Source organism: Rhodanobacter denitrificans, from assembly GCF_000230695.2.
Lineage (GTDB): Bacteria > Pseudomonadota > Gammaproteobacteria > Xanthomonadales > Rhodanobacteraceae > Rhodanobacter > Rhodanobacter denitrificans.
Window position 1 is genome coordinate 1585762 of sequence record NC_020541.1, and the last position, 19434, is coordinate 1605195.

Below are 19434 nucleotides of genomic sequence, written 5' to 3' on the forward strand. Positions count from 1 at the left end.
CGGCAATCGCCCGAGCGCATCCACACTGATCGACGACTCGTCCGAATCAAGGCAGCAGCGGCTGAATCCGCCTATCTGGCTGGCCACGGGAATGCATACACCGGATCAGAACGCGATGCAGATCGACGCCGTCGCGATGGCCACGCCCAGCGAGAGCTTCTACGCCGCGCTGTCCGAGATCGGCCAGTTGCTGATGCGCTCGCTGGAGCCGCCGATGCTGTACGAGGCGGTGATCGAGGTACTCGAACGGCGAATCGGTGCGCGGCTGGTGATGGTCGGCGAACTGCAGGGCGGCCAGTGGCGACGCATCGCGCCGGCGCGGACGGCGCCGGGCGTGGCCGACGTCTACCCCGAGCGCCTGCCGTTCGCGCTGGCACGGCCGGCGTTCTGGCGGGGCGAGCCGCAGCTGGAGTCGGACGTCCGCCAGCTCGAGGGCCTGGAGGCGCTGCGTCCGGCCTATGTGCGCCATGGTGTACGCGCCGTGGCGGCCGTACCGGTGCTGAAATTCGGCGAGGTCTGCGCGGCGCTGGTGATAAGAGCCGGGGACGCCGATTTTTTCTCGGCGCCGATGATCGAGCTGCTGCGGCAGGCAGCGGCGAGCATCGGGCTGGGGCTGGAGGCCTGCGAGCAGCGCGCGCGGTTGCTGCAGTCGGTGCGGGACGAGGCGCGCCAGCGCCGCGTGCTGCGGCTGTTCAGCGAGATGGTCAAGCTGGTTACGCACAGCGCGGACGAGCCGTCGCTGCTGGCGGGTGCCTGCCGTGTGGCGCGAGGCATCGGCGGCTACCGTACGGCCTGGATCGGCCTGTGCGAGGAGGGCGATCCGGCGGCCTTGCGCGTACGGGCACAGGAAGGCCTGGCAGATGATGTGACGGGTGCCCGTTTCGTCCCGGCCGAGCATGCGCACGCCGGCGATGCCGTGGCGCGTGCGCTGTCCACCGGCGAGGCGCAGGTCGGCCACGCGGCGGGAGCGGACCGGCCGGAGTGGGCGCCCGGGGAGGGACCCTCCGGCATGCGCACGCTGCTGGCGTTGCCGCTGCGGACGGGCGGAGCGGTGGTGGGCTGCTTCGTCATCGGCGCGGACGAGGTCGATGCCTTCGGCGCGATCGAGATCCGGGTCTTTGCGGAGATGGCGGTCGAGCTGGGGCTGGGCATCCAGATGCAGAACGCCCAGGCGGCCCGGCTGGCGGCAGAGCGGGATCTGCGCTTCGGCCTGCAGTACTTCCGCACCATCCTGTCCCGACAGCACGCCGGCATCGTGGTGATGTCCGAAGGCCGTCGGGTGAGCTTTGCCAACGAGGCGTTCTGCACGCTGTTCGGTCTGGCCGAGACGCCGGCGGAACTGGAAGGCCTGCCGGCGGAAGCGTTCTACGAGCGCCTGCGGCAGGCCTGCGCCGACCCCGAGCGCGAGTGGCGCCGGATCCAGGAGATCCTGGCCCGGGACGAGCCGGTCGAGGGCGACGAGGTGGTGATGAAGGACGGACGCACCTTCCTGCGCGATTTCACCCCGATCCGAATCGATGGTGTGCTGCAGGGGCGGCTGTGGCACCAGCGCGACGTCACCGGGCAGAAGATGCACGAGGCGCGGGTCGAGCGGCTGGCCTTCTACGACGTGGTCACCGGCCTGCCGAACCGGCGGCTGCTGTTCGATCTGCTGGAGCAGGCGCGCGCGCGGGCCACGGAGCAGGGCGCGCTGCTGGCGGTCGGCGTGCTCGATCTGGACCGCTTCAAGAGCGTCAACGACACGATCGGCCACGGCGGCGGCGACTGCGTGCTGGCGGAAGCCTCGGCGCGGATTCTGGGCATGCTGCGCGAGGCCGACGTGCTGGCCCGTTTCGGCGGCGACGAATTCGCGCTGGTGATCGCCGGCCTGGACAGCCGCGAACAGCTCGACGTGATCAGTCGCTGCATCCTGCAGGCGCTGCGGGCGCCGTTCAACCTGATGGGCGAGCAACTGTACCTGTCCGCCAGCGTGGGCTGGACGCTGTTCCCGCTGGACGCGTCGGATGCGGAGGGCCTGGTGCGGCACGCGGACCTGGCGATGTACGCGGCGAAGGAAGAGGGCAAGGACCGCGGTTCGCTCTACGAGCCAGCGATGGAGCTGGAGCAACTGCGACTGCAGGCGATGCGCGAGCGGATCGCCCAGGCCTTGCAGCGGTCGCACCTGCAACTGCTGTTTCAGCCGATCGTGTACATCGACGGTTTGCCGGGGTTGCACGGCGTGGCCGGGATGGAGGCGCTGCTGCGCCTGGGTGACACCGACGAACTGATCGAACCGGCAAAGTTCATGCATGTGCTGGACGATCCGCAGCTGGCCCGGCCGATCGGCCGCTACGTGCTGGACGAGGCGCTGCGCTGCTGCCAGTCGTGGATGCGTGCGGGCATCTCGATCCCGGTCTCGATCAACATCAGCACTCGCCACCTGCTGCACCCGGCGTTCTTCATCGACATCGACGCGGTGCTGGAGAATTACCCGGGCGTGATGGACGTCGGTTTCGGCATCGAGGTGACCGAAACCGGCCCGTCGATGGATCATGCGCGCGCCAAGGTCGTCATCGAGGAGTGCCGCCGGCGCGGCATCCGTGTCGGCCTGGACGATTTCGGCACCGGCAGCGCCTCGCTGAGCCACATCCAGAAGCTCGACATCGAGCACATCAAGCTCGACCAGAGTTTCGTGCGCGACATCCTCGACGACGAGCGCAACATGGCGATCGCGGCCGGGGTGATCACCACCGCGCGCATGCTGGCCAAGACGGTGATCGCCGAGGGCGTCGAGACGGCGGAGCAGGGCGACCTGCTGGCTTCGCTGGGCTGCCATCAGTTGCAGGGTTTCTCGATCTCCCGGCCGATGCCGGCCGAGGCGGTGCCGGCGTGGGTCGCCGGCTGGGTGCCGCCGGCATCGTGGGGCAGCCTGGTCAGCGAGCGCCAGTCGCTGCTGGCCAGTCAGACGGACGGGGCCTGAACGTGTTGCGCGTCATGGCTGCAGCAGGGCGGATGCCGCAGCAGTGGTGCGGGCGGATCACAACATCTAAGATCCGGCTCATCGATCGGGCGATCTGCACGTCCGGCAGGAGCCAAGCATGAAACCCATGACGGCCCGGCAGGGCATCATCTCGCTGAAAATCAAGGATGCGGCCTCGCTGTACAACGCCTACATGCCGTTCCTCAAGCATGGCGGGCTGTTTGCGGCGACGTCGCAGTCCTATGCGCTGGGCGACGAGGTCGTGCTGTTGGTGACGCTGGCCGAGGAGACCGAGCGCCTGTCGGTGGTCGGCAAGGTGGTCTGGATCAGTCCGCTTGGGGCACAGGGCAACCGCACCGCCGGCATCGGCATCCATTTCAACGAGTCGGGCGATGCCGAGGCGGCCCGCAGCCGGATCGAGAACATCCTCGCCGGTACGCTCAACTCCGAGCGCCCCACCCACACCATGTGATGCGGTGTCACGCAGGCATCACCCGATCGCGGCGTTAATTCGCACCCGAGCGGTGGTCAAGGCTTGTTGTGCTCCTGCGCACTGATACAATGGCGAGATTCGCGAATTCACCTCGCGAAACGTCGGACGCGCGCGGCTACCTGGCCTGCGGGCGGGGTTTGCAGCCCATGGCCATGCCGGCCTGCCGAATCGAAATCGCCGGACCGCGGGTTGCCCATCCCGATTCCCACGGTCACTGATGCGCCATTGGCGCGGAGGTAGGTTGCATCATGCTTGCCGAATACTGGCCCGTCCTGTTGTTCATCGGCGTCGCTGCCGGGCTTGGCCTGGTGCTGCTGGCCATCGGCCTGCTGGCCGGTCCGCGCCGCCCCGAGGCCGAGAAGCTCTCGCCCTACGAGTGCGGCTTCGAGGCGTTCGAGGACGCCCGCATGCGCTTCGACGTGCGTTATTACCTGCTCGCCATCCTGTTCATCATCTTCGATCTGGAAATCGCCTTCCTGTTTCCGTGGGCCGTGGTGTTCCAGCAGATCGGCATGGTTGCGCTGATCGAGATGGCGCTGTTCCTGCTGCTGCTGGTCGTCGGTTTCGCCTACGTGTGGAAGAAGGGAGCACTCGAATGGGAGTGATGGATTCCGTCAGCCGGGTGATGCACAACCCGGAACCGCTGAACCTGGTCGACGACATCCTGCGGCCAGCCGGCGACAACCCGGTCGTGCAACGCGGTTTCGCCACCACCAGCATCGACGCGCTGATGAACTGGGCACGCACCGGCTCGATGTGGCCGATGACCTTCGGCCTGGCCTGCTGCGCGGTGGAGATGATGCACGCCGGCATGTCGCGGCTGGACCTGGACCGCTACGGCGTGATCTTCCGACCCAGCCCGCGCCAGTCCGACGTGATGATCGTGGCCGGTACCCTGGTCAACAAGATGGCCCCGGCGCTGCGCAAGGTCTACGACCAGATGCCCGAGCCGAAATGGGTGATCTCGATGGGCAGCTGCGCCAACGGCGGCGGCTACTACCACTATTCCTACTCGGTGGTGCGCGGCTGCGACCGCATTGTGCCGGTGGACATCTACGTGCCGGGCTGCCCGCCCACGGCCGAAGCGCTGATCCACGGCATCCTGCAGTTGCAGAAGAAGATTCGCCGCACCAGCACCATCGCGCGCTCTTAATGGCACGTTTCTGAAGGCGCAGTCCATGACCGACACTCCAAAGACCTCGCTGGCCGGGCAGCTCGCCGCGCGATTCGGCGACACGCTGGCCATCAGCACCGTGCGCAACGAGACCATCGCCGAACTGGCTGCCGCCGACCTGCTCGCCGTGGCCGCCGCGCTGCGCGACGAGCCGGCGTTCCGCTTCAGCGAACTGATCGACCTGTGCGGCATCGACTATCTCGGCTACGGCCAGGTGGAGTGGGATACCGAGACCGTCACTGGCACCGGTTTCTCGCGCGGCGTGGAAGGCCAGGCACAGGGGCGCTTCGACTGGGCCGGGCGCCCGCGCGGCGAGAGCCCGCCGCGCCGCTTCGCGGCGGTGATCCAGCTGCTGTCGATCGAGCACAACCGCCGCCTGCGCCTGCGCGTGTTCTGCGCGGACGACAGCCTGCCGCTGGTGCCGTCGCTGACCGCGGTGTGGCCGGGCGTGAACTGGTTCGAGCGCGAGGCGTTCGACCTGTACGGCATCATCTTCGACGGGCACCCCGATCTGCGCCGCATCCTCACCGACTACGGCTTCGTCGGCCACCCGTTCCGCAAGGACTTCCCGCTGATCGGCAACGTCGAGGTGCGCTACGACCCCGAGCAGAAGCGGGTGATCTACGAGCCGGTGTCGATCGAGCCGCGCGTGCTGGTGCCGCGCACCATCCGCGACGACGCCGACCTGATGCAGGCCAAGGCCGAAGCCGCCGACCACTGGCGGGAGAACTAGCATGTCTCGACTGACGAATTTACAGCGAGCCTCGCGGCGGCTTTGCGTGCCATGCGTCGTTGCTCGTCGGCGCCATAGTGACCACTATGGCTTCTCCTCGCGCCTAGCTTGGCGCGCAAATCCACTCGCGATTTCTCGCTGAAATCCGTCAGGCGAGACATGACCATGCAAGAAATCCGCAACTACACGATGAACTTCGGCCCGCAGCATCCGGCTGCGCACGGCGTGCTGCGCCTGATCATGGAGATGGACGGCGAGACCATCGTGCGCGCCGATCCGCACGTGGGCCTGCTCCATCGCGGCACCGAGAAGCTGGCCGAGTCCAAGCCGTTCAACCAGTCGATCGGCTACATGGACCGGCTCGACTACGTGTCGATGATGTGCAACGAGCACGCCTACGTGCGCGCGATCGAGACCCTGCTGGGGGTCGAGGCGCCGGAGCGGGCGCAGTACATCCGCACCATGTTCGACGAGATCACCCGCATCCTGAACCACTTGATGTGGATCGGCTCGAACGCGCTCGACCTGGGCGCGATGGCAGTGATCCTGTACGCGTTCCGCGAGCGCGAGGAACTGATGGACGTCTACGAGGCGGTGTCGGGCGCGCGCATGCACGCCACGTACTACCGTCCGGGCGGCGTCTACCGCGACCTGCCGGACCAGATGTCGAAGTACCGCGAGTCGCCGTGGCACAAGGGCAGCGACCTGAAGCGCATCAACAGTTGGCGCGAAGGCTCGATGCTCGATTTCCTCGACGCCTTCACCGCCGATTTCCCGTCGAAGGTGGATGAGTACGAGGAGCTGCTCACCACCAACCGCATCTGGAAGCAGCGCACCGTCGGCATCGGCGTGGTCAGCCCGGAGCTGGCCCAGCAGTGGGGCATGACCGGCGCGATGCTGCGCGGCTCGGGCGTCGAGTGGGACCTGCGCAAGAAGCAGCCGTACGCGAAGTACGCCGAGATGGATTTCGACATCCCGGTCGGCGTCAACGGCGACTGCTACGACCGCTACCTGGTGCGCGTGGAAGAGATGCGCCAGTCCAACCGCATCATCCGGCAGTGCGTGGAGTGGCTGCGCGCCAACCCCGGCCCGGTGATGGTGAAGAACTTCAAGGTGGCGCCGCCGTCGCGGGTCGAGATGAAGCAGGACATGGAAGCGCTCATCCACCACTTCAAGCTGTTCACCGAAGGCTATTGCGTGCCGGCTGGCGAAACCTACTGCGCGGTCGAGGCGCCCAAGGGCGAGTTCGGCTGCTACCTGGTTTCCGACGGCGCCAACAAGCCGTTCCGCGTGCACCTGCGCGCCCCGGGCTTCGCCCATCTGTCATCCATGGATACCATCGTGCGCGGCCACATGCTCGCCGACGTGGTGGCCATGATCGGTACCTACGACCTCGTGTTCGGCGAAGTGGACCGCTGAGCCGGCACGACGGAGAAACGCATGAAAGCCACCGGACATTACGAGCAGGTCAGGAACGTCGATCCTCTCGTCGTACTTACCGAGCACACCCGCCAGCACATCGACCACTGGGTGGCCAAGTTTCCGCCCGACCGCAAGCGTTCGGCGCTGATCCAGGCGCTGTTCGGTGCACAGGAGCAGAACAAGGGCTTCCTCACCGACGAGCTGATCGCCGCGGTCGCGAAGTACCTCGAGCTGCCGGCGATCTGGGCCTACGAGGTGGCCAGCTTCTACTCGATGCTGGAAACCAAGCCGGTCGCCCGCAACAACGTGGCGATCTGCACCAACATCTCCTGCTGGCTCAACGGCGCCGATGGCCTGGTACAGCACTGCGAGAAGAAGCTGGGCATCAAGCTGGGCGAGAGCACGCCGGACGGCCGCGTCTACCTGAAGAAGGAAGAAGAGTGCATCGCGGCCTGCGTCTACGCGCCGGCGATGACGGTGAATGGCCATTATCACGAACATCTGACCATCGAGAAGCTCGACGAGATCCTCGATGGCCTGAGCCTGGATGGCCCGGACCACGCCCATAATGCCGAGGGGAAGCACTGATGGCCGTCGGACCAGCGCCCCAGGAACACCAGGTCGTCTACACCACGCTGCACTTCGATACGCCGTGGTCGATGGAGAGCTACGAAAAGGTCGATGGTTACCAGGCGTGGAGGAAGATCCTCGCCGAGAAGCCCGACCCGGCCTCGCTGATCGACGAGATCAAGAAGAGCAGCCTGCGCGGCCGCGGTGGCGCGGGCTTCCCGACCGGCCTGAAGTGGTCCTTCATGCCCAAGGGCGACATGCAGAAGTACATCCTGTGCAACTCGGACGAATCCGAGCCGGGCACCGCCAAGGATCGCGACATCCTGCGCTACAACCCGCACGCGGTGGTCGAGGGCCTGGCCATCGCCTGCTATTGCACCGGCTCCACCGTGGCCTACAACTACCTGCGCGGCGAGTTCCACCACGAGCCGTTCGAGCACTTCGAGGCGGCGCTGAAGGAGGCCTACGCGGCCGGCCTGCTCGGCAAGAACATCGGCGGCAGCGGCATCGATGTGGACATCCATGCGGCGCTCGGCGCCGGCGCCTACATCTGCGGCGAGGAAACCGCGCTGATGGAATCGCTGGAAGGCAAGAAGGGCTGGCCGCGCTTCAAGCCGCCGTTCCCGGCCAACTACGGCCTGTACGGCAAGCCCACCACGATCAACAACACCGAGACCTACGCCTCGGTGCCGGCGATCCTGCGCAACGGCGCCGACTGGTTCCTCAACCTGGGCAAGCCGAACAACGGCGGCCCGAAGATCTTCTCGGTGTCCGGCCACGTCAACCGCCCCGGCAATTACGAGATCCGCCTGGGCACGCCGTTCGCTGAACTGCTGGAGATGGCCGGCGGCGTGCGCAACGGGCACAGGATCAAGGCGGTGATCCCCGGCGGCTCCTCCATGCCGGTGCTGCCGGGCGAGGTGATGATGGGCCTCACCATGGATTACGACGCGATCCAGAAGGCCGGCTCGGGTCTGGGCTCGGGCGCGGTGATCGTGATGGACGAGACCACCTGCATGGTGCGCGCCTGCGAGCGCATCAGCCAGTTCTACCACATGGAATCCTGCGGCCAGTGCACGCCGTGCCGCGAGGGCACCGGCTGGATGCACCGCGTGCTCACCCGCATCGTCGCCGGCAAGGGCGTGCCCGACGACCTGCATCGCCTGAAGGCGGTCGCCGGCCAGATCGAGGGCCATACCATCTGCGCGTTCGGCGAGGCGGCGTCGTGGCCGGTGCAGGGGTTCCTGCGTCACTACTGGAACGAATTCGAATACTACGTCGAGCATGGCCACTCCATGGTCGACGACAAGCTTGGAGCCGCCGCATGAGCGCGCAGCCGACCCAGACCGCGCCGAACCTGGTCAACATCGAGGTCGACGGCAAGCCGATCCAGGTGCCCAAGGGCTCGATGATCATCGAGGCCACCGACAAGGCCGGCATCCCGATCCCGCGTTTCTGCTACCACCGCAAGCTGCCGATCGCGGCGAGCTGCCGGCAGTGCCTGGTCGAGGTGGAGATGGGCGGGCGCCCGATGCCCAAGCCGCAGCCGGCCTGCGCCACGCCGGTGGCCGAAGGCATGAAGGTGCTCACCCGTTCGGACAAGGCGCTGCACGCGCAGCGCAACGTGATGGAGTTCCTGCTCATCAACCACCCGATGGACTGCCCGGTCTGCGACCAGGGCGGCGAGTGCGAGCTGCAGGACATGGCGCTGGGCTACGGCCGCAGCGTGTCGCGCTTCACCGAGCGCAAGCGCACCATCGCCGACGAGGACATCGGCCCGCTGGTGGCCACCGAGATGACGCGCTGCATCCACTGCACGCGCTGCGTGCGCTTCATCAGCGAGATCGCCGGCACCTACGAATTCGGCAGCATGGATCGCGGCGACCGCCACGTGATCGGCACGTACATCGGCAAGAACGTCGAGAGCGAGCTGTCCGGCAACATCATCGATGTCTGCCCGGTGGGGGCGCTCACCAACAAGCCGTTCCAGTTCAAGGCGCGCGCGTGGGAGCTGATCGCCAAGCCGTCGATCGCCTGGCACGACGCCCTGGGCTCGAACCTGTGGTTGCACACCCGCCGCGGCGAAGTGTTGCGCACGGTGCCGCGCGACAACGAGGCGGTCAACGAGTGCTGGCTGTCCGACCGCGACCGCTACAGCCACCAGGGCATGTACGCCGCCGACCGCATCGGCGCGCCGGAAGTGAAGCGCAACGGCCAGTGGCAGGCAACCAGCTGGGAAGATGCCCTGGAATGCGCCGGCGCGGCCCTGAAGAAGGCGCCCGGCAGCGAACTGGGCATCCTGCTGCATCCGGCCACCTCGAACGAAGAGGGCGACCTGCTGATGCGAATGGCCCGCGGCCTGGGCAGCGCGCACGTCGACCACCGCCTGCGCCAGCTCGATTTCGCCGACAACGCCGTGGCGCAGCCGTTCGCGCTGCCGGTGGCGGAGGTCGAACAGGTCCGGGCCGCCTTGCTGGTCGGCTGCGACTTGCGCTACGAGATGCCGCTGCTGAATCACCGCCTGCACCAGGCGGCCAAGAAGGGCGCGAAGATCTACGCGGTCAACCCGGCGCATTTCGATTTCAACTACGCACTGGCCGGTGAGGCCGTCGTGGCGCCGCAGGCGCTGGTCAACGCATTGCTGGCGCTGGCCAAGGCTGCCGTGGCTGCCGGCGCAAATGCGCCGGCAGCACTGGCCGATGCCATCAGTGCCGCGCGGAGCGACGAAGGCAATGACGCTGCGATCGCCGCGCTGAAGCAGGCGGTGTCGGCGCAGGGCAGGGCCGTGGTGATCCTCGGCGAGGCCGCGGCGACCCATCCGCAGGCGTCCTGGCTGCGTGCAATCGCCCGGTTCATCGCCGACGCCACCGGTGCCGGCTACGACGAATTGCCGGTCGGCGCGAATGCCGTCGGTCTGGCGCGGCTCGGCGTGGTACCGGGCAACGGCGGGCTGGATGCGCAGGCGATGCTGGCGCAGCCGCGCAAGAGCTACCTGCTGTACGGCGTCGAGCCGCCGCACGATTTCGCCGACGGCAACGCCGCGCTGAAGGCGCTGCATGGCGCGGACCAGGTGGTGGCATTCAGCGCCTACGCCAGCGCCGCGTTGCGCGAGGTGGCCGACGTGATCCTGCCGATCGCGCTGCTGCCGGAGATTGACGCGACCCTGGTCAACGTCGACGGACTGGCCCAGGGTGTGGCCGCCGGGGCGAAGGCACCGGGCCAGGCGCGGCCGGGTTGGAAGGTATTGCGCGCGCTGGGTGGCGCCCTGCAACTGGCCGGTTTCGAGTTCGACGACCTCGCCGGCCTGCGCGACGGCATCGCCGACCGTGCCGCGGCGCCGCGCAGCGGCCTGGCCGCACGTGCTTCCGCCGGCGGCATCACCCGTCTGGCCACCTGGCCGATCTACCGTAGCGATGCGGTGCTGCGCCGGGCCACGGCGCTGAACGCACATCCGCTCAACCGTGCCCCGGCGGTACGCCTGAACGGGGATGAGGCGCGGCGGCTGGGTCTCGACTCCGATGGCCCGGTACGCGTAGCGGATGTGCAGTTGCCGCTGGTGATCGATGCGGCGGTGCCCGACGGCACGGCATGGATCGAGGCTGCGCAGGATCTCACCGCCACGCTGCCGCCGTACGGCGCGTCCATCACCCTGAGCAAGGCTTAAAGCAGATGCTTGATCAACTCATCCATCAGCTCGTCGTGCCGATCCTGTACATCCTGGCGATCGTGCTGCCACTGGTGCTGGCGGTGGCGATGTTCGTGTACTGGGAGCGCAAGGTTCTCGGCTGGATGCACGTGCGCATGGGGCCGAACAAGATCGGCCCGTTCGGCCTGCTGCAGGCCTTCGCCGACGTGGTCAAACTGCTGATCAAGGAAGTGATCCTGCCGACCAAGGCGAATCGCTTCCTGTACTACACCGCGCCGATGATCGCGCTGATCCCCGCGCTGGCGGTGTGGGCGGTGGTGCCGTTCAGCAGCACGATGGTGCTGTCCAACGCCAACGCCGGCGTGCTGTACCTGCTGGCGATGACCTCGATGGGCGTGTACGGCATCATCATCGCCGGCTGGGCATCCAACTCGCGCTATGCGCTGCTCGGTGCGATGCGTTCGGCGGCGCAGGTGATCTCCTACGAGCTGGCGATGGGCCTGTGTCTGGTCTGCGTGCTGGTGCTGGCCGGTTCGCTGAACCTCAGCGCGATCGTCAATGCGCAGGCCGGCAGCAAGGGCGTCCTCGACTGGTTCTGGCTGCCGCTGCTGCCGGTGTTCGTGGTGTATTTCATCTCCGGCGTGGCCGAGACCAACCGCGCGCCGTTCGACGTGGCCGAAGGCGAATCGGAAATCGTCGCCGGCTTCCACGTGGAATATTCCGGCTCGGCCTTCGCGCTGTTCTTCCTGGCCGAATACGCCAACATGATCCTGCTCAGCTTCTTGGCCGCGGTGCTGTTCATGGGCGGCTGGCTGTCGCCGTTCCCGGCCTCGTGGGGCTTCCTCGGGCAGGGCGGTTTCCCCTGGCTGCTGCTCAAGGCGTTCCTGCTCTCGTTCATGTTCCTGTGGTTCCGCGCCACCTTCCCGCGCTACCGCTATGACCAGATCATGCGGCTGGGCTGGAAGGTGTTCATCCCCATCGCCATCGCATGGGTTTTCGTGGCTGGCTGCCTGAAATACTGGGGTCTGGTCAGCATCGGCACGGGGGCATAAGCCATGAATCGCGTTACCGGTTATTTCAAGAGTCTGCTGCTGGTCGAGCTGTTCCAGGGCATGGGCGTGACCCTGCGCTACCTGTTCAAGCCGAAGTACACGATGCGCTACCCGATGGAGCACATCCCCAAGTCGAACCGCTTCCGCGGCCTGCACGCGCTGCGCCGCTATGCGAACGGCGAGGAGCGCTGCATCGCCTGCAAGCTGTGCGAGGCGGTGTGTCCGGCATTGGCGATCACGATCGACTCGGCGCCGCGCGAGAGCGACGGCCAGCGCCGCACCACCCGTTACGAGATCGACCTGTTCAAGTGCATCTTCTGCGGTTTCTGCGAGGAGAGCTGCCCGGTCGATTCGATCGTCGAGACGTCGATCCACGAATATCACTTCGAGAATCGCGGCGAGAACGTGGTGGACAAGCAGAAGCTGCTCGCCATCGGTGATCGCTTCGAACAGCAGATCGCCGCCGACCGCGCGCAAGACGCGGCGTACCGCTGAGGCCAACGATGAATCCCCAACTGCTCCAACTCGTCTGTTTCTATGCCTTCGGCTTCGTCACCGTCGCCGCCGCGCTGTCGGTGATCACGCTGAAGAACTCCGTGCATGCGGTGCTGGCGCTGGTGCTCACCTTCTTCAGCGCCGCCTGCCTGTGGCTGCTGCTCGAAGCCGAGTTCCTCGCGCTGGCATTGGTGGTGGTCTACGTCGGCGCGGTGATGGTGCTGTTCCTGTTCGTGGTGATGATGCTCGACATCGACCAGGAAAAAATGCGCGAGGGCTTCGTGAAGTTCCTGCCGGTCGGCCTGATCGTGGCCGCCGTGATGCTGCTGGAGATGCTCGGCCTGATCGGCGTGCGTGCGATGCAGACGCACGTGATGGGTGCCGATCCCGCCATCGCCGCGGGCATGTCCAACACCGCGTGGCTGGGCCATGCGCTGTATACGACGTACCTGCTGCCGTTCGAGATCGCCGCGCTGATCCTTACCGTGGGCATCGTGGCGGCGGTCGCGCTGACCCTGCGCGAGCGCCGCGCCGCGCGCTACGAATCGGCCAGCCAGCAGGTCAAGGTCAACCCGCGCGACCGCGTGCGCATCGTGAAGATGGCTGCGGTCCGTCCCGGTGAACCGGCCGCACCACAGGAGCCGCAGCCATGATTTCGCTCGCGCACTACATCGTGCTCGGCGCGGTGCTGTTCTGCATCGCCGTCGCCGGCCTGTTCATCAATCGCAAGAACGTGATCGTGCTGCTGATGTCGATCGAGCTGATGCTGCTCGCCGTGAACATGAACTTCGTGGCGTTCTCGCGCTTCCTCGGCGACGTCTCCGGGCAGGTGTTCGTGTTCTTCATCCTCACCGTGGCCGCGGCGGAAGCCGCCATCGGCCTGGCGATCCTGGTGCTGCTGTTCCGTACGCGCAGCACCATCAACATCGCCGACATCGACAGCATGAAGGGCTGATCACATGGGTCTCTCCACCTCCATCCTGCTGACGATCGCACTGGCGCCGCTGGTCGGCTGCGTGCTGGCCGGCTTCCTGGGCAGGTTCCTCGGCCGCGCCGGTTCGCACAGCGTCACCATCCTCGGTGTGGCCGTATCGTGCGTGCTGTCGTTCTACGTGCTGTACCAGCTCACCATGGGCGGTGCGGCCGAATACAACCAGAACATCTACACCTGGTTCCAAATCGGCCCGTTCAACGCCAGCGTCGGCTTCATGGTCGACCGGCTGACCGCGCTGATGCTGGTGGTGGTGAGCTTCGTGTCGCTGCTGGTGCACGTCTACACCATCGGCTACATGGCCGACGACGACGGCTACACGCGCTTCTTCAGCTACATCTCGCTATTCACCTTCTCGATGTTCATGCTGGTCATGAGCAACAACTTCATGCAGCTGTTCTTCGGCTGGGAAGCGGTGGGCCTGGTGTCGTACCTGCTGATCGGCTTCTGGTACAAGCGGCCGACCGCGATCTTCGCCAACCTGAAGGCGTTCCTGGTCAACCGCGTGGGCGACTTCGGCTTCCTGCTCGGCATCGCGGCGGTGCTGTATTTCGTCGGCACGCTGGACTACGCCACGGCGTTCGCCGCGGCCCCCGGCCTGGTCGGCAAGACCCTGCAGATCACCGCGAACACGCAGTGGGACGCGGCCACGGTGATCTGCATCTGCCTGTTCGTCGGCGCGATGGGCAAGTCGGCGCAGGTGCCGCTGCACGTGTGGCTGCCCGACTCGATGGAGGGCCCGACCCCGATCTCCGCGCTGATCCATGCGGCGACCATGGTCACCGCCGGCATCTTCATGGTGGCGCGCATGTCGCCGCTGTTCGAGATGTCGTCCACGGCGCTGAGCTTCGTGCTGGTGATCGGCGCCACTACCGCGCTGTTCACCGGCTTGATTGGCATAGTCCAAAATGACATCAAGCGGGTGATCGCCTACTCCACGCTGTCGCAGCTGGGCTACATGACGGTGGCGCTGGGCGTGTCGATGTATTCGGGCGCGGTGTTCCACCTGATGACCCACGCGTTCTTCAAGGCGCTGCTGTTCCTCGGCGCCGGCTCGGTGATCATCGCGATGCACCACGAGCAGGACATGCGTTACATGGGCGGCCTGCGCAAGTACATGCCGATCACCTGGATCACCATGTGGATCGGCTCGCTGGCGCTGGTGGCGGTGCCGTTCACCTCCGGCTTCTACTCGAAGGACGCGATCATCGAGGCGGTTGGCCTGTCGCACCGCTGGGGCGCGCACTATGCCTACTTCTGCGTGATGGCCGGTGTGCTGGTGACAGGGCTGTACACGTTCCGCCAGATGTACCTCACGTTCCACGGCAAGGAGCGTTTCACCGTGGTCGAGCCGCATGGCCACGGCCATCACGACGGCCATGACGACCATGGCCATCACGAGCCAGGTGTGCTGGTGCATGCGCCGAAGGAATCGCCGTGGGTGGTGACGCTCCCGCTGGTGCTGCTGGCGATTCCGTCGCTGCTGGTCGGCTTCTTCACGGTCGGGCCGACGCTGTTCGGCCGCTGGTTCGGTGGCGCGATCCATGTGGAAGAGGCCAATGACGTGCTGGCCGAACTCGGTCACGAGTTCCACGGTGCGGCGGTGATGGCGCTGCACGGGTTCACCCAGTTGCCGTTCCTGCTGGTGCTCGTCGCGTTCGCGACCACCACCTACATCTACCTGTTCAACCCGGCGCTGGCCGGCCGGATCAAGTCCGCGCTGAAGCCGCTGTGGACGGTGCTCGATCGCAAGTACTGGGTCGACGACGTGTACTTCGCGCTGTTCGCCCGTGGCGGCGTGCTGCTGGGCCGCGGCTTCTGGAAGGCCAGTGAGACGGCGGTGATCGATGGCGCAATGGTCAACGGCTCGGTGAATCTGGTGCATCGCGTCGCCGCCACGATGCGCCGCCTGCAGTCGGGCTACCTCTACCACTACGCCTTCGCGATGATCCTCGGCCTGATCCTGCTGCTTGGCGGGTACTGGCTCATCGGTTCCGGGCCGGTCGGGCCATAAGGGAAACAGATCCATGTTCAATCATTTGCTCAGCCTGCTGATCTGGCTCCCCGTTGCTGGGGCCATCCCGGTGCTGCTTGCCGGCTCGGCCCGCCCCAGCCTGGCGCGCTGGCTGTCGCTGCTGGTGGCAGTGCTGACCTTCGTGGTCAGCCTGTTCCTGCTGGTGCAGTACAACCCCACCGGCGCCGCGATGCAGCTGGTCGAAAGCCACCTGTGGATCGCCTCGTGGGGTGTCCATTACGGCCTGGCGGTGGACGGCATTTCGGTGGCGCTGATCGTGATGACCACCTTCGTCGGCATCCTGGTGGTCGCCGGTGCGTGGGAAGTCATCCAGGACAAGCCGCACCAGTACATGGCCGCGATGCTGATCCTCGAAGGCCTGCTGATCGGCGTGTTCTGCGCCACCGATGCGCTGTTGTTCTACGCGCTGTTCGAGGCGATCCTGATCCCGATGTTCATCCTGATCGGCATCTGGGGTGGTCCGCGCCGCGTCTATGCGACGCTGAAGTTCTTCATCTACACGTTCTTCGGCTCGGTCTTCATGCTGATCGCGCTGCTGTACCTGTACCAGAAGGCGCACACGTTCGACCTGGCCACGCTGGCCGCGCTGCCACTGACGTTCAAGGAGCAGGCCTGGATCTTCTTCGCGTTCCTGATCGCGTTCGCGATCAAGGTGCCGATGGTGCCGGTGCACACCTGGTTGCCGGATGCCCACGTCGAGGCGCCGACCGGCGGTTCGGTGGTGCTGGCGGCGGTGATGCTGAAGGTCGGCACCTACGGCATGCTGCGCTTCATCCTGCCGATCGTGCCGGACGCGGGCGCGCATTTCGCCTGGCTGGTCATCGTGCTGAGTCTGGTTGCGATCGTCTACATCGGCTACGTCGCACTGGTGCAGGAGGACATGAAGAAACTGGTGGCGTACTCGTCGGTGGCCCACATGGGCTTCGTCACACTCGGCATCTTCATCGCCTTCATGCTGGTGCGCGAGCAGGGCCATACCGACATGGCGCTGCTCGGCATGCAGGGCGCGATGGTGCAGATGATTTCGCACGGCTTCGTCTCCGGCGCGATGTTCACCTGCATCGGCGTGATGTATGACCGCACGCATACGCGCCTGATCAAGGACTACGGCGGCGTGATCAACGTGATGCCATGGTTCGGCTTCTTCTACGTGCTGTTCGCGATGGCCAACTGCGGCCTGCCGGGCACCAGCGGTTTCGTGGGCGAGTTCATGGTGATCCTGTCCAGCTTCAGCGCCAGCCCGTGGATCGCGCTGTTCGCCGCGTTCACCCTGATCATCGGCGCCGGCTACACGCTGTGGCTGGTCAAGCGCGTGCTGTGGGGCGAGATCGGCAACCAGCACGTGGCCGAGATGAAGGAAATCAACGCACGCGAGACGTTCGTGCTGGGCGCCTTTGCCGCCGCCGTGCTGGCGCTGGGTATCTGGCCGCAGCCTCTGGTCCACCTGATGGACGGCTCGGTGGCGCAGCTGGTGCAGCAGCTTGCCATTCACAAGATCTGATCGGGACCCAACATGCCGACTTTCAATGACATCCTGATCCTGCTGCCGGAGTTCTACCTGGTGGCAGCGGCGTGCCTGTTGCTGTTGCTGGACGCCTTCATGAAGCCCGCGCAGCGCCCGCTGCTGCACTGGATCTCGATCGCCGTGCTGCTGGTGGCGATCTACCTGGTGGTCGCCGGCCAGCCGCCGCAAACGGTGACCGCGTTCGGCGGCATGTTCGTGCGCGACGACGTGGCCGAGATCCTCAAGGTGTTCGCGCTGGGTACCACCGCGATGGTGTTCGTCTACGCGCGCCCGTACCTGATCGACCGCAAGCTGCTTGGCGGCGAGTTCTATACGCTGATGATCTTCGCGGTGATCGGCATCATGCTGCTGGTTTCGGCCGGCAACCTGGTGACCGTGTACCTGGGGCTGGAGCTGTTGTCGCTGTCGTCGTACGCGCTGGTCGCGCTGAACCGCGATGCGAAACTGCCGCCGGAGGCGGCGATCAAGTACTTCGTGCTGGGTGCGCTGGCCTCGGGCATGCTGCTGTACGGCATGTCGATGGTCTACGGTGCTTCCGGCATGGGCGGCACGCCGACCCTGGACCTGGCGCAACTGCACGGCGTGATGAGCTACACCACGGCGCCGACCTTGCTGTTGTTCGGCCTGATCTTCATGATCGTCGGCATCGGTTTCAAGCTGGGCGCCGCACCGTTCCACATGTGGATTCCCGACGTCTACCAGGGAGCGCCCACCCCGGTCACCACCTTCATCGCCTCCGGTTCCAAACTGGCCGCGTTCGGCATGGCCTATCGCCTGCTCGATGCCGGCATGGGCGACCTGTCGCAGCACTGGCAACTGATGCTGGCGGTGCTGGCGGTCGCTTCGCTGGCGATCGGCAACCTGGTCGCGATCGTGCAGACCAACCTCAAGCGCATGCTGGCGTATTCGACCATCTCGCACATGGGCTACCTGCTGCTTGGCCTTTCCGCCGCCGGTCCGGAAGGCTATGCCGCGGCGATGTTCTACGCGATCTGCTACGCGCTGATGGGCGTGGCGGCGTTTGGCGTGATGCTGGCGATGACCCGTGCGGGTTTCGAGTGCGAGGAGATCGCCGACCTGAAGGGGCTGAACCAGAAATCGCCGTGGATGGCATTCCTGATGCTGCTGGCGATGTTCTCGCTGGCCGGCGTGCCGCCGCTGTTCGGCTTCTGGGCCAAGGTGCTGGTGCTGGAGGCGGCGATCCACGCGAACATGCTGTGGCTGGCCATCGTCGGTGTCGTGTTCGCCATCATCGGCCTGTACTACTACCTGTACGTGGTCAAGGTGATGTACTTCGACAAGCCGGAGGAGGGCGGTGCGCTGCAGGCACAGCCGGACCGGCCGTTGCGCGTGGTGCTGTCGCTGAACGCGCTGTCGCTGCTGGTGCTGGGCCTGTACTGGGGCCCGCTGCTGGGTTGGTGCCGGCGCGCGTTCGGGTTGTGAATTCCGGCCCGGCACCGAAAGCAGCGGATTCGAGGCTTGCAAGAAACCGGCCACCCCGGTAAACTCTTCGGACTCTGATGCGGGGTGGAGCAGTCTGGCAGCTCGTCGGGCTCATAACCCGAAGGTCGCAGGTTCGAATCCTGCCCCCGCTACCAGATCTTTCTTGGTGCAAGAAAGCCTCCTCGTGAGGCTTTTTTGTTGGGCGCAAGGATGCGTCGTGCCGGGTCGCCGCTGGCGGTCACGTGCACCGGAAAGAGCTGCTTGAGGAGGAGGAACATCGGCGAGATAGGGAAATGGGCCGTTGGAGCCCATTTTTTGTTTCTGCTGTTCTGGAAGAGTGATCCGGGAAGGCTACCCATGGATACGCAGGCACTGGCACAACGTTTCAGCGAGGTACTGGTCGATCTGGGCCTGGAATGCCTCGGCGTGGAGTTCACCCCGTCGCACGGGCAGAGTACCCTGCGCGTCTACCTGGATTTGCTGGACAGGGAAACGGGCGACGGCGAACGCCGTGAGGTCGGCATCGAGGATTGCGAGACCGCGAGCCGCGAATTGTCCGCCCTGCTGGACGTGGAGGATCCGATTCCCGGCCACTACGTGCTGGAAGTTTCCTCGCCGGGCCTGGATCGGCCGCTGTTCAACGCCGCACAGTTTGCGCGGGCGGGCGGGCAGGAAGTGAAGGTGCTGCTGAAGGCGCCGCTGGAAGGCCGTCGTCGCCTGCGCGGCAAGCTGGTTTCGGCCGAAGGCGGGCGCGTCGTGCTGGAAGCCGAAGGCAAGACGTTCGAATTCGAGCACGCGCTGGTGGAAAGCGCGCGTGTGGTACCGGACTGGGTGGCGCTCGGTTACGCGCCGCAACCCAAGCGCGGCGGCAAGGCGCCCGGCAAGAAGTGATCAGT

Annotated in this window: 17 protein-coding genes and 1 tRNA gene; all 18 read left to right on the forward strand. The window is 66.0% G+C overall.

From position 1 onward, the window contains the following. The first annotated feature begins 115 nt into the window (after positions 1-115). Positions 116-2959 carry a bifunctional diguanylate cyclase/phosphodiesterase gene (locus R2APBS1_RS07155; protein WP_015447410.1) on the forward strand — a complete coding sequence of 948 codons (2844 nt, stop codon included), beginning with the start codon at positions 116-118 and terminating at the stop codon, positions 2957-2959. 118 nt (positions 2960-3077) lie between these two features. Further along, the gene (locus R2APBS1_RS07160; protein ID WP_007513190.1) at positions 3078-3431 is read left to right on the forward strand and encodes a PilZ domain-containing protein; all 354 of its coding nucleotides are present in this window, start codon (positions 3078-3080) and stop codon (positions 3429-3431) included. Positions 3432-3700: 269 nt separating this feature from the next. Next, positions 3701-4057: an NADH-quinone oxidoreductase subunit A gene (locus R2APBS1_RS07165; RefSeq protein WP_007513192.1), complete on the forward strand. Its 357-nt coding sequence runs from the start codon at positions 3701-3703 to the stop codon at positions 4055-4057. Then, positions 4048-4605 carry a NuoB/complex I 20 kDa subunit family protein gene (locus tag R2APBS1_RS07170; RefSeq protein ID WP_007513194.1) on the forward strand — a complete coding sequence of 186 codons (558 nt, stop codon included), beginning with the start codon at positions 4048-4050 and terminating at the stop codon, positions 4603-4605. The genes R2APBS1_RS07165 and R2APBS1_RS07170 overlap by 10 nt, the downstream gene beginning before the upstream one ends. 25 nt (positions 4606-4630) lie before the next feature. Then, positions 4631-5359 (forward strand): NADH-quinone oxidoreductase subunit C, encoded by a 729-nt coding sequence (locus R2APBS1_RS07175; RefSeq protein ID WP_015447411.1) that lies wholly within the window; start codon positions 4631-4633, stop codon positions 5357-5359. A 165-nt stretch (positions 5360-5524) separates the two neighbouring features. Next, on the forward strand, positions 5525-6778 hold the full coding sequence (locus R2APBS1_RS07180) for an NADH-quinone oxidoreductase subunit D (RefSeq protein ID WP_007513198.1): 1254 nt from the start codon (positions 5525-5527) through the stop codon (positions 6776-6778). A 21-nt stretch (positions 6779-6799) separates the two neighbouring features. Continuing rightward, complete coding sequence (gene nuoE / locus R2APBS1_RS07185; protein WP_015447413.1) at positions 6800-7369, forward strand: NADH-quinone oxidoreductase subunit NuoE; 570 nt, start codon at positions 6800-6802, stop codon at positions 7367-7369. Further along, a complete protein-coding gene (nuoF, locus tag R2APBS1_RS07190; protein ID WP_015447414.1) occupies positions 7369-8679 on the forward strand; it encodes an NADH-quinone oxidoreductase subunit NuoF in 1311 nt (436 codons plus the stop codon). Before nuoE ends, nuoF begins: the two co-directional genes overlap by 1 nt. Then, positions 8676-11015 (forward strand): NADH-quinone oxidoreductase subunit NuoG, encoded by a 2340-nt coding sequence (nuoG, locus tag R2APBS1_RS07195; protein WP_015447415.1) that lies wholly within the window; start codon positions 8676-8678, stop codon positions 11013-11015. The genes nuoF and nuoG overlap by 4 nt, the downstream gene beginning before the upstream one ends. 5 nt (positions 11016-11020) lie before the next feature. Next, positions 11021-12049, forward strand: a complete 1029-nt coding sequence (gene nuoH / locus R2APBS1_RS07200) for an NADH-quinone oxidoreductase subunit NuoH (protein WP_007513206.1) — start codon at positions 11021-11023, stop codon at positions 12047-12049. A 3-nt stretch (positions 12050-12052) separates the two neighbouring features. After that, positions 12053-12544, forward strand: a complete 492-nt coding sequence (gene nuoI / locus R2APBS1_RS07205; protein WP_007513208.1) for an NADH-quinone oxidoreductase subunit NuoI — start codon at positions 12053-12055, stop codon at positions 12542-12544. A gap of 8 nt (positions 12545-12552) precedes the next feature. Further along, positions 12553-13197, forward strand: coding sequence for an NADH-quinone oxidoreductase subunit J (locus R2APBS1_RS07210; RefSeq protein ID WP_015447416.1), 645 nt, complete (start codon positions 12553-12555; stop codon positions 13195-13197). After that, a complete protein-coding gene (nuoK, locus tag R2APBS1_RS07215) occupies positions 13194-13499 on the forward strand; it encodes an NADH-quinone oxidoreductase subunit NuoK (protein WP_007513213.1) in 306 nt (101 codons plus the stop codon). Before R2APBS1_RS07210 ends, nuoK begins: the two co-directional genes overlap by 4 nt. A gap of 4 nt (positions 13500-13503) precedes the next feature. Beyond that, positions 13504-15549: an NADH-quinone oxidoreductase subunit L gene (gene nuoL / locus R2APBS1_RS07220; RefSeq protein ID WP_015447417.1), complete on the forward strand. Its 2046-nt coding sequence runs from the start codon at positions 13504-13506 to the stop codon at positions 15547-15549. Between the two features lie 13 nt (positions 15550-15562). After that, positions 15563-17071: an NADH-quinone oxidoreductase subunit M gene (locus R2APBS1_RS07225; protein ID WP_007513218.1), complete on the forward strand. Its 1509-nt coding sequence runs from the start codon at positions 15563-15565 to the stop codon at positions 17069-17071. A 12-nt stretch (positions 17072-17083) separates the two neighbouring features. Beyond that, positions 17084-18538, forward strand: coding sequence for an NADH-quinone oxidoreductase subunit NuoN (nuoN, locus tag R2APBS1_RS07230; RefSeq protein WP_007513220.1), 1455 nt, complete (start codon positions 17084-17086; stop codon positions 18536-18538). 78 nt (positions 18539-18616) lie between these two features. Next, positions 18617-18693 (forward strand) — tRNA-Met (locus tag R2APBS1_RS07235). Positions 18694-18895: 202 nt separating this feature from the next. Further along, entirely contained in the window at positions 18896-19429 is a 534-nt protein-coding gene (locus tag R2APBS1_RS07240) for a ribosome maturation factor RimP (RefSeq protein ID WP_007513223.1), read from the forward strand. Positions 19430-19434: the final 5 nt, after the last annotated feature.